At 50.0% G+C, this 17,377-nt stretch carries 11 protein-coding genes; 6 read left to right on the top strand and 5 right to left on the bottom strand.

Annotation, left to right across the window (positions count from 1 at the left end; translation table 11 throughout):
* The 3 genes from ATN88_RS06415 to ATN88_RS06405 all read right to left on the bottom strand — a co-directional run.
* Nucleotides 1-1,197 (bottom strand): 2Fe-2S iron-sulfur cluster-binding protein (locus ATN88_RS06415; RefSeq protein ID WP_157490672.1); only part of this gene is annotated, 1,197 nt, incomplete at its 3' end.
* Nucleotides 1,194-1,490, bottom strand: a complete 297-nt coding sequence (locus ATN88_RS06410; RefSeq protein WP_067413103.1) for a sarcosine oxidase subunit delta — start codon at nt 1,488-1,490, stop codon at nt 1,194-1,196. The genes ATN88_RS06410 and ATN88_RS06415, both read right to left, overlap by 4 nt.
* Nucleotides 1,491-1,515: 25 nt before the next feature.
* Nucleotides 1,516-2,766, bottom strand: a complete 1,251-nt coding sequence (locus ATN88_RS06405) for a sarcosine oxidase subunit beta family protein (RefSeq protein WP_067413100.1) — start codon at nt 2,764-2,766, stop codon at nt 1,516-1,518.
* A gap of 304 nt (nt 2,767-3,070) precedes the next feature.
* Here ATN88_RS06405 and fdhD point away from each other — a divergent pair, with 304 nt between their 5' ends.
* From fdhD to ATN88_RS06385, 4 genes are all read left to right on the top strand, one after another.
* Complete coding sequence (fdhD, locus tag ATN88_RS06400; RefSeq protein WP_067413097.1) at nt 3,071-3,895, top strand: formate dehydrogenase accessory sulfurtransferase FdhD; 825 nt, start codon at nt 3,071-3,073, stop codon at nt 3,893-3,895.
* A gap of 161 nt (nt 3,896-4,056) precedes the next feature.
* On the top strand, nt 4,057-4,467 hold the full coding sequence (locus tag ATN88_RS06395) for a VOC family protein (protein WP_067413095.1): 411 nt from the start codon (nt 4,057-4,059) through the stop codon (nt 4,465-4,467).
* 120 nt (nt 4,468-4,587) lie between these two features.
* Nucleotides 4,588-5,034 (top strand): GNAT family N-acetyltransferase, encoded by a 447-nt coding sequence (locus ATN88_RS06390; RefSeq protein ID WP_067413106.1) that lies wholly within the window; start codon nt 4,588-4,590, stop codon nt 5,032-5,034.
* A gap of 108 nt (nt 5,035-5,142) precedes the next feature.
* Nucleotides 5,143-5,844 (top strand): DUF1223 domain-containing protein, encoded by a 702-nt coding sequence (locus ATN88_RS06385; RefSeq protein WP_067413091.1) that lies wholly within the window; start codon nt 5,143-5,145, stop codon nt 5,842-5,844.
* A gap of 42 nt (nt 5,845-5,886) precedes the next feature.
* On the opposite strand, the gene ATN88_RS06380 is transcribed toward ATN88_RS06385, so the two are convergent.
* Complete coding sequence (locus ATN88_RS06380) at nt 5,887-7,635, bottom strand: two-component system response regulator (protein ID WP_067413089.1); 1,749 nt, start codon at nt 7,633-7,635, stop codon at nt 5,887-5,889.
* A gap of 13 nt (nt 7,636-7,648) precedes the next feature.
* Complete coding sequence (locus tag ATN88_RS06375; RefSeq protein WP_067413087.1) at nt 7,649-10,315, bottom strand: response regulator; 2,667 nt, start codon at nt 10,313-10,315, stop codon at nt 7,649-7,651.
* Nucleotides 10,316-10,799: 484 nt separating this feature from the next.
* Here ATN88_RS06375 and ATN88_RS06370 point away from each other — a divergent pair, with 484 nt between their 5' ends.
* Both ATN88_RS06370 and ATN88_RS06365 read left to right on the top strand, forming a co-directional pair.
* Nucleotides 10,800-12,182, top strand: a complete 1,383-nt coding sequence (locus ATN88_RS06370) for a cadherin-like domain-containing protein (protein WP_067413084.1) — start codon at nt 10,800-10,802, stop codon at nt 12,180-12,182.
* Nucleotides 12,163-17,377: beta strand repeat-containing protein (locus ATN88_RS06365; RefSeq protein ID WP_198158338.1), on the top strand; the 5,215-nt coding region annotated here is incomplete at its 3' end. The genes ATN88_RS06370 and ATN88_RS06365, both read left to right, overlap by 20 nt.

Raw genomic sequence — 17,377 nt, 5'->3', positions numbered from 1 at the left:
TTTATCGATAGGCGCGACTTCAGCTCCCGTCACATGATCACTGCCCTGCACATTAGTCACTGCATGGCCCAGCAACACAGTAATACCTAAGGCTTTAGCTTGGTCAATTTTGTCGCCCTCAACGTGAGAGCGGCTATCGACGATCGCTTCCACATGCAAACCTGCCGCTTGCCAATCAATCGCCGCGTCATAGGCATCATCATTGGTGGTCATTAACACAAGCGACTCACCCGGCGTTACGGCGTAACGATTCAAGTAAGTGGAAACAGCCGATGCGAGCATACAACCCGGCAAATCGTTGTTGCCAAACACCAGTGGTCGTTCAATAGCGCCAGTGGCTAGAAGGACTTGCTTAGCGCGGATGTGATGAATGCGTTGGCGGCTACCTTTCGCATCTTCACCAAGATGGTCAGTTCTACGCTCCAGCACGCCGACAAAGTTATGGTCGTAATAACCAAAAGCCGTGCTTTTCGGTAGCAGCATGCAATCGCGATCTTGTTCAAGCAGCGACAGGGTTTCCGCAACCCACTCGGTAGCGGGTGCCGTGTCGATTTGCGTGCGCGTGTGAAGCAACCCGCCGCCCATCTCTGATTGCTCATCGACCACTATCATTCTTAAACCCAGCCCAGAGAGCTGTCGTGCAGCCATTAGCCCCGCAGCACCAGCACCTACTATCAACACATCGCAGTGATGCTGCATTTTGTCGTAGGTATTCGCATCCAGAGCCATTGGGGCCTCGCCCAACCCTGCTGCATTTCTGATGTGCTTTTCATACTGCGGCCAGAGCGATTCTGGGTACATGAAGGTTTTGTAGTAAAAACCCGCGGGCATCATGCTACCGCCGATTTTGCCCACGACGGATAACGCATCATTTTCAAGGCTTGGCCATGCATTCACTACGCGCGAGTCCAGCCCATCAAAAAGCTCCGTTTGCGTCGCGCGCATATTAGGTGATTGGGTGGCAGGCGTTGAGCCAATCTGCAAAATGGCGTTTGGCTCTTCCGCACCTGCACCCAAAATACCGCGAGGGCGATGATATTTAAAACTGCGGCCCACAACCTTAATGCCATTTGCCATCAACGCTGAGGCAAGCGTATCCCCTTTGTGGCCTTGGTACGTTGTGCCATTAAACGTGAATGTCAGTGAACTGTCGCGATCAATGCGACCACCGTGAAGCAAGCGGTTAACCTGACTCATCCTTCGACCTCCCCACTTCCTTCAGCTAAGGTCTCACCCATTTTGTAAACTGCTTCAATGCGATACGTCACCGTGTTTCGCTGCACATTAAAGAATTTTCGACAACCCGTAGCGTGGTACCACATTTCCTTGTGGCTTCCTTTTATGTTCTTGCGATGAAAGAGATAGTGGCCCCATTCTTTATCCGAAAGTGCGCTCGGCTCTAACGGGCGAACGATATGTGCTTCACCGCCATAGCTGAACTCATCTTCTTCCCTGTATTCTTCGCAATAGGGGCAATAAATTCTCAGCATTTACTTTCCTTCCCATTCAATCCGTTTAATGCGCGACGCCAGCGGCACCGTGTTCGTCAATCAGATAGCCGCTTACAAACCTGTCGATATTGAAAGGGGCTGCCAACTTGTGCGGTTCATCTTTCGCAATGGTGTGTGCAAACACATGTCCCGACCCCGGCGTTGCTTTAAAGCCGCCTGTTCCCCAACCGCAGTTGAAGTAAAGTCCCTCTATGTCAGTTTTACTGATGATGGGACACGCATCCGGGCACGTATCGACAATCCCGCCCCAGTGGCGATTCATGCGAACACGGCTCAAGAAAGGAAAAAGCTCCAAAATGGCAGTGATAGTATGTTCAATGAGCGGAAACGAGCCACGTTGTCCGAAGCCGTTGTAACTGTCGATGCCTGCGCCAATCACCAAATCGCCCTTATCGGATTGGCTGATATAACCGTGAACGGCATTCGACATGATGACTGTGTCAATGCAAGGCTTGAGCGGTTCAGACACCATGGCTTGAAGAGGATGAGACTCGATGGGCAAGGTCATGCCTGCCATTCGTGCCAGCTCGCCAGAGTTACCCGCAACCACACAGCCGACTTTCTTGGCACCGATAAAGCCGTTGGCGGTTTCCACACCCAATACTTTCCCGTTTTCGATGCGAAGTCCCGTTACCTCGGTTTGCTGGATCAAATCCACGCCAAGGCTATCTGCTGCGCGCGCAAATCCCCACGCCACGGCATCATGTCTTGCTACGCCGCCTCGCGGTTGCCAGCTCGCACCAAGAATGGGGTAACGCGTGTTATCGGAGCAATTGAGAAGTGGCACTAGATCTTGTACCGCTTTGGTGTCCAACACTTCGCTGTCAATGCCGTTTAAGCGGTTGGCACTGACGCGTCGTTCTATGTCCCGCATATCCTGAAGGTTATGACCTAAATTCAACACGCCGCGTTGGCTGAACATCAGGTTGAAATTGAGCTCTTGCGACAACCCTTCCCACAATTTCAGAGAATGTTCGTAGAGGTGTGCGGCTTCATCCCAAAGGTAATTCGAACGAACAATGGTGGTATTCCTTGCGGTGTTGCCGCCGCCAAGCCAGCCTTTTTCAACCACGGCCACATTGGTAATACCGCACTCTTTTGCGAGGTAGTAGGCCGTGGCAAGACCATGGCCACCACCACCAACAATGATGACGTCATAAAGTGGCTTGGGGGTAGGATTACGCCAAACACGCTGCCAATTTTCGTGAAACGTCAGCGCATGTTTGAACAGCCCGAATCCGGAGTAATTCTGCATTCCGTTGTCCTGAATTTAGGTGGATTCACATCAATATAGAGAGCCGAAGATCAGCAAGAAAAGTGTAGTCTTTTCACTGCGATTCAGATCAGTATTGCGTTAAAAACGGGTACTTATTGCATCGTAATTTGGGGCTTTGAAAGAGAGATGTGATTTTGCGTCCGCACCGTTACTGATTGCGACAACTCATGTCGCACCCCTGATGCGCTCGGTATGGTTAAGCTCTCTTTTTTAAACTTCAAACACCCATCCACAAATGGAAAACGCTAAGCTAGGAGAATCAAAGCATGGTGTAAGGTTTAACATGAAAGACAAGAAACGGGATTTTGCCGCACCCGATGATGTTTATCTGGAGCCACACTCTCTGCACCATTATTCCGATGACACCACGGCCTCGAATCAGTTCGCCACCTTGCCCACCGAAACCGCCTTGGCGATCAGCTACAACGGCGTCAGTCACGCGGTTATGATGGTGACCCCGCAGGACATCGACGACTTTATTTACGGCTTTTCCTTCAGCGAGCGCATTGTTAACGATGCCATTGAAATCCATGACGTTGCCATTGATGTCGAAGACGATGCATTAATTGCCAATGTGCAACTTGCTAATCGGGCGCAAGCACGTTTGTCAGCATCAAAGCGTCAAATGGCAGGAAGAACAGGCTGTGGCATTTGCGGCGCAGAGTCCCTGTCTCACGCGTTGCCCTCACTCCCGCCATTGGATACCGTCGCGCCACTCGAAGACAGCAGTATCCTTGCGCTTCGAGAGAACCTTAGACTTTGGCAATCACTGGGACATATCAGCGGCGCGATCCACGCGGCCATGTTGGTTGATAAGGCTGGAAACATTCTTCTATGCCGGGAAGATATTGGCCGTCACAATGCCGTCGACAAAACGCTAGGTGCTGCCTTTCGGCAAAAAATCCTCACGCCTGAGCATTCCTTAATCGTCACCAGCCGTTGCAGTATCGAACTGGTTCAAAAAGCGGTCTTAGCTGGAGTAAGAACGCTCATCACGCTGGGCACACCCACATCGCTTGCGGTCAGTACAGCCATCCAAACCAACTTAAATCTCGTTCATTTACCAAGGGAATCTAGCCCTCGCTTTTATAATCGGACTGGATTGTAACGTGCGAAAAGTCAAAGCTTTATTATTAAACTGATCGCATAATTTCATGTCACTTGTAACATTTAGACGTATTATCATTACTCTCACCCTATCTGACTTTGTGGGCACGCTATCAGCAAATGTAAGCAAACCACAGAGACAGAAGAAACAAGGATGTTTCAATGCTGAATATCATCGCCATTGACCATATCGTGCTCAGGACTGCCAACCTCAAAAAGATGTTAGCGTTCTACACAAAGGTGTTGGGTTGTCACATCGAGCGAGAAACATCACCTGAGTTGGGGTTAACACAACTGCGAGCGGGAAACGCGCTGATAGATGTTGTCGATGTCCAAAGCACCTTGGGCAAGATGGGTGGTGGTGAACCTTCCAAATCCGAGAACAATCTCGACCACTTTTGTCTAAGAATCAGCCCTATAAGCGACGAGTCACTGTTGGCGCATCTAAAAAAGTGGGACGTCGAAACCAGCGATTTTGCTGAACGCTATGGTGCAGAAGGCTTTGGCCGCTCGCTGTACATCAAAGACCCCGACGGTAACACCGTTGAATTGAAATACGCCAAACAAAAATAAAAGAAACCCCTTTACGTTATTCAGCAGTAGCTAGGTAATATTGTGAAAGTTGATTCGTACACTGACACTACCGATTCTCCATCCGACGATGCAGGTAAATGGACGAAGAACGTTCGTTCAATTCGTATCCTTGATGTGTCACCTAACCGCATTCCGCCAGAACTCTTGCTGGAAGCCGATCCGTCTGCATCCCGTATTGCCACTTACTTGTTGGACTCTCAATGCGTTGCCGCAATGGATGGCGAGCAGGTTGTCGGCGTCTGCATCATTCAACGTCGCCCGAAAGACACGCTTGAAATCTACAACATCGCTATCTCGCCACAGCTCCAGTGCCAAGGACTAGGCTCCTTGTTATTGCAGCATGTCATTGATACCGCGAAACGCCGCAACATCAAAACACTCGAATTGGGAACAGGCACCTTCGGCCACCAATTGGCGTTTTATCAGCGTTTTGGTTTTCGCGTGGATGCATTGGTGAAAAACCATTTTATCGACAACTACGAAGAGCCTATTTGGGAAAAAGGTATTCAGCATAAAGATATGTTGAGGTTGTCTCTCAGCTTGTAGCTCGACCTTACAGGTTGACCTTACACCTTCGCCAACAATACAAACGAAAGACAATGCTTTCATCTCAGGTCTTTTATCGATAGCTGCCTTATCGACTTGGAGATTGGTATGAAAAACGCGTTGTTGGTGCTTGTTGGCCTTGCTCCTTTCTTTTCTTTTGCTCAAACACTGCAAAATGATGGTTCTCCCGCCACGATAGTCGAACTTTATACATCAGAAGGATGCAGCAGCTGCCCGCCTGCCGAGCACGCGCTTAACCAACTCAAGCACTCAGCCGGTCTTTGGAAAGACGTCATTCCAATGGCATTTCATGTTGATTACTGGAACTACATTGGCTGGAAAGACCGCTTTGCCACGTCCGAGTTTAGCCAACGACAACGCGAAAAAGTCTCTCTCGGGCAAGCATCTGGCGTTTACACTCCAGGTTGGTTTATTAACGATCAGGAATGGCGAGGCTTTTTTGCACGACAATCCGTTCCTTACGCACAAGGACCAAGGGCACCAGCGTTAAAAGCTGAAATTAAACAGGACGCGCTAAAAATTGATTATGACGGGAATCGTTTGCTGCGCGCCAATTTCGCGCTACTCGCGATGGACATAGAAACGAGCGTTAAACGGGGCGAGAACCGCGGGCGAGTGCTAGAGCATGACTTTGTGGTGGTAGATTTTGCTTCGCAACTCGGCCGTAACTCTTGGACTTTCCCGTTGAAAGACAAGACCGAAGCCCCTGCGTCAGCAGTAGCGGTTTGGCTGACACCGATTGATGGTGGCGACCCAATCCAAACCGTTGCTGGTTGGATAGAAAAATAGCCCTTAAAAGGGCTATTTTTCAGTTAGCGAGCCGGCATTTACTTAGGCTGTTTCGTCTTGCGTACCGGATTCAATCGTCACACCCGAAGGGTCCTCATCGACAAGGAATGTTTTGAACGTTTCGATATCCAGCGGTCTGCTTAAATAGTAACCCTGTGCAAGATCGCAGCCTTTGGAGCGTAGCATCTCCAACTGCTCGGCGGTTTCCACCCCTTCCGCAACGGTTTTGATCTTTAGCCCCTGCGCCATGGAAATCACCGCAGTCGCCAATGTTTCATTCAACTGAACATCGGTAATACCATCAACAAACTCGCGGTCAATCTTCAGGGTATCGAACGGGAATTGCAGCAAGTAGCTTAACGACGAATAGCCCGTACCAAAATCATCCATCGACAACATGGCACCCATGTTACTTAGCTTCTCAATCATCTCTTTAACTTGTGGTTGATTACTGAGCAACAAACCTTCCGTCACTTCCAGCTCGATACGGTTAATATCGAAGCCATCGTTTTCCATCATGGTCGTCATATCTTTGAGGAAGTTAGGCTGCCTGATTTGCTGCGGCGAGATATTTACAGCTAGATTGAGCAGTTGCCCTTGCGCATTTCTCAGCTTCGCAAAATCTCGCAGTGCTGTGCGAAGTACAAACCCACCGATTTCATAAATCAAATTCGTTTGCTCTGCGATAGGAATAAACTCTGCGGGCGACACTGGGCCCAACTCACTGTTATTCCAACGAATAAGTGCCTCTGCCCCCACAACTTCGTCCGTTTTCAAATCCACAAAGGGTTGGTAAAGCACACTGAATTCGTTCTTCGAGATCGCCTTCACCAAGTGATATTCGATTCTCATCCGACGATGAATATTGTCGTTCATCTCAGTGGTGAACATACGGTAGCTGTCTTTACCACCATCTTTCGCTTGGTTTTTCGCAACATCCGCATGAGCAAAGAGTCGCTTGAAATCATCCGAATCAAGCGGTGACACAGAGATACCAATACTCGCGGTGACGTGCACTTCCCCACCCATGTTGATGGAGATGGGCTTGTTGATCGCTTTTCTGAGCTTACTCGCGATTTGGCAGGCATTTTCCGTCTGATGCAATCCAGGCAGAACAATAAGAAATTCATCGCCACTGACGCGCCCAACGGTATCAATCTCCCTCACGGTTTTTACAATACGCTTCGAGAGCTCAACCAACACCTGATCGCCTACATCGTGGCTGAGTGTGTCATTCACCGTTTTAAAGTTATCTATGTCCACCAGCATAAGGCCGGTTAAGAGACCTCGTCTTAAGTCATGTGCAATGGCATAGCGCAGACGGTCTAACGTCAGGTTCCGGTTCGCCAGTTTAGTTAGGCCATCATACAAAGCACGCTGCATGATCAGCTCTTCATTGCGGCGAATGCGAAGCTGATTGTAGATGCGAAGTTTAACCTCAGCGGGTGAAACTGGTTTCGAGATGTAATCTGAGCAACCAATGCGCAAGCCGAGTTCTTTGCCTTCGTCTTCCTGCGGCTCGGTGATCAGAATGATTGGCGTGTTAGAGAGATCCGTGTCGCTTCTCAGTTGTTGGCAAAACTCGTAGCCATCCATATCGGGTAGCTCGACATCCATCAATATCAGCTTTGGAGACTCTTGCTTTGCAAGCTCCTTTGCTCTTTTCGCTGTGGTTGAGAAAATGACACGATACTCTTCTCCCAAAATGGCATTAAGAATACGAATGCTATTTGGCGATGCGTCCACCAGAAGAAGTGTGTCTTTGTCCATCGCTTCAGAATTTGTCTGCATTCAGTATCCCCCTTTATTTCGCCACGTCTTTGGTCAGGCCGCTTTTTTCCAAAAAACTATCCAGCTCTTTTATCGCCTGCGCATAATCGAGTTCGATAAGCTTGTCACCAATCGGTTTGAGCTCTGGTGCCATGTCGCAGAAGTCCACCAACAACTGGTAGTAGGTATCTATCGCCATCATGTCTTGCGAGAGGATCTGCGATTTAAAAGCCATCATCCTGACATCCAGCGCATTGCTCGAAGCGGCCGGTTTTGCTGCACCTATGCTACTTTCTGCGGCACTGCCACCCTCTGGTGACACAGTATTCGCACTGCGCTTAAGCAGAATTTGGCCAATCTCTTTTATGGCGTTGTCCATGTCACGCTTGAATTGATTCAGCGCGCCTTCATGGCTTTCTTCGACCGAAGACAAAGCGATCTGCAGCTGTTTGGCAGACTTTCTCAGCACAGTCACCGACAGGTTGCCCGCGCTGCCTGCGATAGTGTGGGCGTGTTCGGACGCAACAACGTACTGTCCTTCATCGATATGTTGATAAACAGAGGATTCCAGCGTTCTTGCTTGATGCGCGAAGTCGCTAAGAAGCTTGAAGTAGAGAGTTTCGTTCCCCATGACGCGTTTGATACCTTCTTCGATATCAACATACTCATATTCTTCATCAGCGGCATCATCTGCGGGTGCAGACAAATCAACAGAAGTTACCGCTAACCCTAAATGTACTGCCAGTTTCTGTAACAGAGAATCTGCGTCAATCGGTTTGGCAATGTGGTCGTTCATACCTGCCGCTTCACAGCGCTGACGGTCTCTTTCCATGGTGTGAGCCGTTACGGCGAAGATGGGCAGCACATCCGCATCGGCGGTTTCTCGAATAATCCGGGTAGCTTCGAGACCATTCATTTCCGGCATTTCTAAGTCCATCAAAATGGCATCGTACAGCTCTGGCGCAGGGCACACTTTCACGACTGCTTCACGGCCTGATTGTGCGACCTCAACCTGAAAATCATTGCTGATAAGGATTTCGTTAGCGATTTGCTGGTTGATAGGCATGTCATCAACCACCAAAATACGCTTCCCGCCGCCATTGATGGTGACACCCGTTTGCTGTTGCTGAGCATTAATAACGCGCTGATGGGTTTTCGGCAGGTTTTGTCCCATCACTTCCATGATGGTGTCAAACATGACTGACGCTGAAATGGGCTTGTGAAGATAACCGTCGATTTTGCCTGGCCCTTTTTCGCTTTCAATCTTGCTCTTATCAAACGCACTGATCACGATGACCAGCGGCGTGTCTTTTGGCGACAGGTCTTTGTTAAGTTTCTCTAGCAAGTGGAAGCCTTTCTTGCCCGGCATATGCCAATCCAGCAAGATCAAATCATACGGCTCACCTTCCAAATCCAGAATACTGTCTTCGATGGCTTTAAACGCACCGTCGACATTGTTTGCCGAATGACATTCAAAGCCCAGCGATTCGATGATTGCTGTGTGCACGGCAATTGACGAAGGATTGTCATCCACCACCAACACTCTTAGCTTGCGAAGATCCACCGGAACGGCAAAGCTCTTGTCGGTGGAAACCGACGACACCTGCAGTTCAATATTAAAGCGAATACCTGAGTCTTCATCTGGCATGTCATGGTGAATGCTTCCGCCCATGGCATCGATTAAGCAGCAGGAAATCAGCAGATTTAGCGATTCATCCACTTCGGACATCGCCATCGATGCGCGTTCAGCTAACTCATCAAGGTGATAATAAGAATGACCATCGTCAGAGACTTTTTCGTGAACGGAGAACTCAAGCGACACACTGTTATCGGTTAGCTTTTGCGCCTGAATGCTCAGAATAATCGGGCAACCTCCACCCACAATCAGTGCTTCAGAAATAAAGTTAAGCAGCACGCGTCTGAGTCTATCTGGATCACCAATAAGTGAGCGAGGCACGTCCATAGGCACATCAAACAACAACTCCACTTCGCGTCGCTCAGCTTCACCCAAAATGAACTCACGTAAGCTTTCAAGGAGCTGATCTAAGTCGAATGGCGTGTTTTCAAGAGACAAGAAATCCGTGGACAGTTCTTCAAAATCTCTCAGGTTGTCAGAAAGGACACCCGCTCGTTTCAGCGAACGGTGCAAACTGTCTACATAGATGGCTTGTTTGTTGCTGAGTGAGGTTTGCATCAATATTTGCGCACAGCTTGCCGAGGTCGCAAGCAGCGGATAAAGCTGCATGTTTACCTGAGACAGGACGTTGAAGCTTCGACTTAACGCACCCATAACCCCTTTTCTAGAGCCAGCAATAAGCTGCGTCCCCATCTTCAAGAACAGCTCATCAGGGCCGATGGGATAGACGAGGTAATCAGCCGCACCAGATTGATACGCGATTCTTTTTTCATCTTCCGAATAGCTGTTGGAGGTGATGATGATGCGCGTGTTTTTGCAGGTAGGTAGCAGTCGAATCTTTTTAATTTCTTTTTGAAGTGCTTCCCCATCCGCGAATGGAAAATCAAAGCTCAGTACCAAGATATTGACGGGGTGTTGTTCCAAAATCGTATTCAGCTTATCTGGCGTTGCAACCGAACGTAGCCAATACCCATTTTCGCTCAATACTTGCTGATAAAAATCTATGTGGGATAGGTCTACATCGGCCAAAACGATGACAGGTTCATTTTTCACCAAGCTTTTCATTGCGCCTACCTTTCGGAATATAGTGTCAGAAGCCAAATTGCTTCGAGCTCAACGTCATTTTGAGTTTGGTAAATGACTGCGGGACTGAGAGACAGCGTGCTTTTCCTACCGATTTCTAACACCCTGTTTTGCTGAGACAAACTCAACCACCAAGCCATAAAATCTCAAAAATGAAGCACAAGTTTGCCCTTTAAAACTAGTGTCTTTTTGGCGTCTGTGCCAAATCTGCATTTTCATCAACAGATTGGCAGCAGCAATTTGGTTTCCGCTTTACCCTTATCCCGTGCCTCAGAGCTGTTTTCATTTTTGTTCTGGCAAACGACCTCTTAATGCATTTCTCATATATGAAACACTTCCCTTTCAAAACTTTACAAATTTCTGGCAAAGCCTTAGCAGTGGTCACTTTGTGTACTAGGGTTAATTCACTAACCACTTATGAAACAAATTTTTCATAAGCAAGACACTGCAATTGAGGGAGAGCGTCATGGCAGTTACCTTGGTCCTTAGTCAAGTCGTTGGACAAGCATTCGTTGTAAAACCTGATGGTGAAACCGTTCCTGCACAACCAAACGTCGCGCTACAGACAGGCGATGTTTTATCTGTCCCAAATGGCAAAAACGCATGGATAGTGACTGAAGACCAAGAGCAAATTGATGTTCTTGATGAAGCATTGTTTGTTGGTGAAGAAGGTATCGAAGGCCTCGATCTCCCGGCTGACGTGCTCGATATCATCGCAGCCATTGAAGAAGGTGATGACCCGACGCAAAAAGAAGGAACTGAAACCGCAGCCGGTGAAGGAGCCGCTGGCTCTGCGTTGGGCGCGCAAAGCATTATTGAGTCAAATAACGCAAGGGGCGGCATTAACTCAATCACAGGTTTCGATACACAGGGCCTGCAAGACCGAGGCTTAAGTGCCGATCAGTCAGATTCGCTGCTCAATGCACGTTACGCGTCCCTCCTTAGCAGCCAAGCGCAAGAAGATGAATACGTTGCCCCTGTCTTCTCACCCATCACAATTTCGTTCGAAGAAGACGGCGATATCACGCTTTCCCGTGAAGATATTCTCCCATTTATTACGGGTGGCGATACCGACAACATTCAGATCACCAACATCATCCCAAGCATCGAGGGTGCCACTGTCATTCAAAATGCGGATGGCTCATTCACACTTCGTCCACCTGAAGACTTTAATGGGGAAATGTCTTTTAAAGTCGAAATCTCTGACGGTGTCACCACCACGTCAGGCGATGTGTCTGTGACTGTCACTTCAGTCGAAGATGCGCCAGAGGTTGAACTGACAGCCGTGCCGCTCACCGAAGACAGCAATGTGTCTGAGGGTTCTGTGATTGCCAATATTTCAACCAACGATGGTGATGGCGACAGATTGGAAGTGACGATCACCAACGATCCGAATGGATACTTTGCGATCGAAGATGGCAATGTCGTGCTCACGGCGGCAGGCCAAGCTGCCATTGACGATGACACATTGGCCCTTGAAGAAATCAGCGTCACCGTGGCGGTATCCGACGGTAAAACAACGGTTGAGGAAACGGTCTCTGTACCTATTACACGCACCGATGATGATGCTGTGGTTGAAGGAGATACGGAAGCAACGGTTTCTGACCCATCAGGCGTTGCGCCAGGCACGGCATCTGGCGTCCTCAACGTGGTTGATATTGATTCCAACAACCAAACAACGCTGAACAACGAAACCATTCGCGGGGAGTATGGCACGCTGGTGCTGGAAAACGGTGCTTGGACCTACACCACAGATAACGACAAAGTCGCACCACTGGCTGAGGGCGAGCAAGCAACAGATACGTTCACTGTCACCGCGAGCGATGGCAGTGAACACCAATCGTTCTGACTATTCAAGGGTCGAACGATGCAGCGGAAGTCTCAGGCGATATTTCAGCACGATCACAGACAGCAATGGCACGCTTCAAGCATCAGGAAGACTGTCTTCTGATGATGTCGATGGCAATAACGATACCTTTATTGCTGAAACCGTCCAGTCTTTGCGCGGTGAGCTAACCATTAACACCGATGGCTCTTGGACATATACCTCTACCGACCCCACGGGTGCGATACAAGCACTTGGTGATGGCGATACACTGGTCGAATACATCACGGTACGCACGGAAGACGGTACCGAGCAACAAATCGCCATCACCTTCGAAGGCGTGAACGATGTTGCGGTATTCTCTGCCATCAGCACAGGATCGGTGACTGAAGCTGACGGTGCGCTCACGGCGACTGGTTCCATCAATGTAGACGACGCTGACGCAGGCGAGTCTTTCATGCAGGCGGGCACTTTCAATGGAACTTATGGTGAAGTGACAATCGACCGCGCCGGCAATTGGAGCTACACCACCAGCGATGGCAGCCAATCGGCGATCAACTCTCTCACTGATGGCGAACACCTCACTGACACCATCACGGTTTATTCACTGGATGGTACAGAAACCCAAATCACCATTACCATCAACGGCAGCAACGACGCGGCCGATATTGGCGGTAATATCGCAGCGACCGTTGTCGATAACGGTGGCACCATGTCCACATCGGGCACGCTGACCTCCAGCGATGTCGATGGCAACGACAATACCTTTATCGCAGAAACCATCAACACACCTCGTGGCCAACTCACCATTGATGAAAATGGCGAATGGACATATACCACCACAGACCCTACCGGTGCTATTCAACGTCTGCCAGACGGCGAAACCTTGACTGAAGTCGTCACAGTAAGAGCAGAAGACGGCACGACCCAACAGATCACGCTGACATTGGAAGGGGTCAACGACGTTCCAGTATTCTCAGCTATTACATCTCGCGATGTTTATGAAGCAAATGACGTGATCAGCGTTGGCGGTTCGATGAATGTTGTCGATGCCGACACGGGCGAATCCTTCATGGAAGCGGGCACCTACTTGGGTGATTTCGGCTCGGTTACCATCGATCGCGCAGGGAATTGGACATACACCACAGATCCATCTTCTAACGCCTCGTTGGATGCACTATCAGACGGCGAACGTACCATCGATACCATCACGGTTCGCTCCGCAGATGGCACTGAAACGGACATTCAAGTCACCATCATTGGTACCAATGACCCTGCTGTTATTGCGGGGGATATCGTCGGTACGGTCGTGGAATCCGACGGCACCATGACAACGACTGGGACACTCACTTCGACAGACGTTGACGGAAATGACAACACCTTCACAGAACAAACAGTCCAAGGGCGCTGGGGTGAGATTGAAATTGGTGCTGACGGCAAATGGACATACACCACTACTGATGACCGAGGTGCCATTGACCGCTTAGGTCAAGGTGAACAGTTGACCGACACCATTACGGTGACGGCAGAAGATGGGACTCAGCAAGCCATTACGATCACCATCGATGGCGTCAATGATGATGCGGTATTTGGCGGTATGACGAGTGTTTCCGTAGCGGAAACTGACGGACAACTCACCACCAGCGGGCGCGCGACGGTGTCTGATGCTGATGCAGGCCAACAGTTCTTCTCTGCGGGCACATACGAAGGGACATACGGTGAAATAACCATTGATAGAGCCGGTAACTGGACGTATACCTCAGACGAAGCCAACAACGCGACCTTTGACGCACTCGATGCTGGCGACACCTTGCCTGACACCATCACGGTTACGTCTTTGGACGGTACAGAGCTGGAGATTACGGTCACCATCACAGGTACCAACGATGCACCCGTCGTAAGTGGTCAGTTTGGCGATTCAGTGACAGATTCTGCGTCAGGCGATACCGTCACAGCCACTGGCTCCATCAGTATTTCTGACGTCGATGCTGACGACAGCCCTACATTTGCCGACACCACTATCGATGGTGAATACGGTACATTAGTGCTGGATGACGGCGAGTGGACCTACACGCTTAATAAAGATGCGGCAGGTGTATTGAATGCCGGCGAACAAGCGACCGACACAATCACGCTGACCGCCAGCGATGGCACACAACAGAGCATTGTCATCTCGATCACGGGCACCGACGATTCGCCTGTGCTTCAAGGCAACGTTACAGGCTCGCTCACCGACGGTGATAACCTCACCACATCGGGAACCATCGAGGTCATCGACCCAGATTCAAACAACACCCCAACCTTGCCTGATGCGGATGTGGACGGCACATACGGCTCGCTGTCTCTGGTCGATGGTGAATGGACCTACACACTAAATCCTGACTCAGTAGCATCGTTGCCTGAAGGGGAAACCACCACAGACACAATTACAATCGAAGCATCAGATGGCAGCACGCACGACATCGTCATCACCATCACGGGTACAGACCAAGAGCCCGTGCTCACTGGAAACACAACAGGTGGCGTCACGGAAGGCAGCGGCACACTGACTGCGACAGGCACCGTGGATTTGGTTGATGTCGACACGGGTGAGAATCCGACCTTGCCGAACGTCACCGTCGCGGGTCAATACGGTTCGCTCACGCTCAATGAAGGGAATTGGACTTACACGCTGGACCCTGATTTGGCGCAGTACCTTGACCAAGACCAAACAACGACAGACACCATCACAATTGAAGCTTCTGACGGCACGTTTCATGACATCGTCATTACTATCACAGGTACCGAAGACGCCGCGGAATTAGGTGGAGACATCAGTGGCAGTGTGACCGATGACGCTGGCTCATTAACCACCAGTGGCAACCTGACTGTCAGCGACCCCGATACAAACGACAATCCAACCCTGCCGGATGCGAACCATCAAGGCCAATACGGCTCATTCACCATGACAAATGGTGCGTGGACATACACGTTAGATCCTGAATTAGCGGATGTGTTAGACGAAGGAACGACTGTTCAAGACGTCATAACCATTACAGATTCAATGGGTGGCACCCACGAGTTAGTTATTAACGTAACGGGTACAGACAATGCAGCCGAGCTAACTGGCGATACGACGGGCAACTTGACCGAAGGCGTGGACGTTAGTACATCTGGCACCATCAACTTGGTTGACCCAGACAGCAATGACAACCCGACCCTCGAAAATACAGATATCACCACAGAATACGGTTCCTTCTCCTTGGTTGATGGTGAGTGGACATACACGGTGAATCAGGCGGCGGCGCAAGGGCTCAACGAAGGGCAAACCGCGACCGATACCATTACCCTTGAGGATGACAAGGGCCAGGAATACGAACTGGTTATCACGATTGAAGGCTCGGCAGATAACCCTGTCGTCTCTGGTGATTTCACGGGTGCTGTTACCACTGAGACGGGGCCGACGGTAGAAGTCACCAACTTGTTTGTGTTTGGTGATGACGCTGACGGTGACACAGATTCATTCAGTGTTTCCAGCCAACCTTCAGAGATCGACTTCAGCTCCGTTGGCTTTACAGCGGAAGTCACTGACAGTGACGGTTACCTCAACAATGATGGTTCGCAAAAGATCGAACTTGATGGCAATAGCTACCCTGTTTCTGCCAATGCAACGGTGCAATACAGCGATGCCTACGGCAATGTCTTTACCTTTGGTGTGCTCACCGTCGCAGCTGATCAAGCGGGCAATTTCTTTGGTGGTGGCGACTCACCAACCACACTCCTTGTGCAAATCGATGGCCCAGACATTGTACCAGGCACAGATTTAACGCTGGTTGATGATTCATACACAGAAGTCAGCGCAATTAACTACCTCAATGTCTCCGAGGACGTGACAGCAACAGGGCAACTCAGCATCTCCGATGCAGACACAGACGATACCCCTGAGTTTGAAAACACCACGATTGAAGGTGACTACGGCACCTTCACGCTCGACAACGGCACCTGGACATACACGTTAGATCCTGAGAGAGCGAAAGAGCTAGAGGCAGACGAAGTTGTAACCGAATCCTTTACGCTCACCGCGACAGACAACACCCAGCAAACCATTTCCATTGAAGTGACAGGTACCGATGACGCAGCCATTGTTACGGGCAACACAACAGGTTCAGTCACCGATCAGGATACGTCTACGTCAGGTTCTCTGTCAGTAACCGATCCCGATAGCGATGAAGCAGTCACCATTGAAGATACCACCATTGAAGGTGAATACGGCACCTTTGAGTTGGTCGACGGCGAATGGACTTACACTGTCGATCCAGATAAAGCCAAACCTTTGCCGGAAGGCGAGCAAGCGACGGATTCATTTACTGTCACTGCCTCTGACGGTTCAACCCATGAAATCGTTATTACCGTCACAGGCACTAACGATTCGGCCGTCGTCACCGGCGACACCACAGGCGCGGTCACTGACCAAGACACCTCAACAACAGGCTCTATCACGGTCACCGATCCTGACTCTGGTGAAACAGCGACCATCGGCAACACCACCATTGAAGGTGACTACGGTACCTTTGAGCTTGTGGATGGCGAATGGACCTACACGGTTGACCCAGACAAAGCGAAACCATTGCCAGACGGTCAAGTGGAAACAGACACCTTCGAACTGACGGCCTCTGACGGCTCTAAACACGAGGTCGTTATTACGGTCACGGGCACTAACGACTCGGCCGTCGTCACGGGCGACACCACAGGTGCGGTGACTGACCAAGATACTTCAACAACCGGTTCTATCACGGTCACTGACCCAGATACTGGTGAAACAGCGACCATCGGCAATACCACCATTGAAGGTGATTACGGTACCTTTGAACTGGTCGATGGCGAATGGACTTACACGGTTGACCCAGACAAGGCGAAACCATTGCCTGATGGTCAGGTGGAAACAGATACCTTCGAGCTTACTGCTTCTGACGGCTCTAAACATGAAATCGTTATTACCGTTACGGGCACTAACGACTCGGCAGTCGTGACCGGTGACACCACAGGCGCAGTCACTGACCAAGATACCTCTACAACAGGTACTATCACGGTCACTGACCCTGATACTGGCGAAACAGCGACCATTGGCAACACCACCATTGAAGGTGATTACGGTACCTTTGAACTGGTCGATGGCGAATGGACTTACACGGTTGACCCAGACAAAGCCAAACCTCTGCCAGACGGTCAAGTGGAAACTG

The organism is Enterovibrio coralii, assembly GCF_001559595.1.
Classification (GTDB): domain Bacteria; phylum Pseudomonadota; class Gammaproteobacteria; order Enterobacterales; family Vibrionaceae; genus Enterovibrio; species Enterovibrio coralii.
The sequence above is the reverse complement of the archived record's forward strand: the minus strand, read 5'-3'. Positions and strand labels throughout refer to the sequence as shown.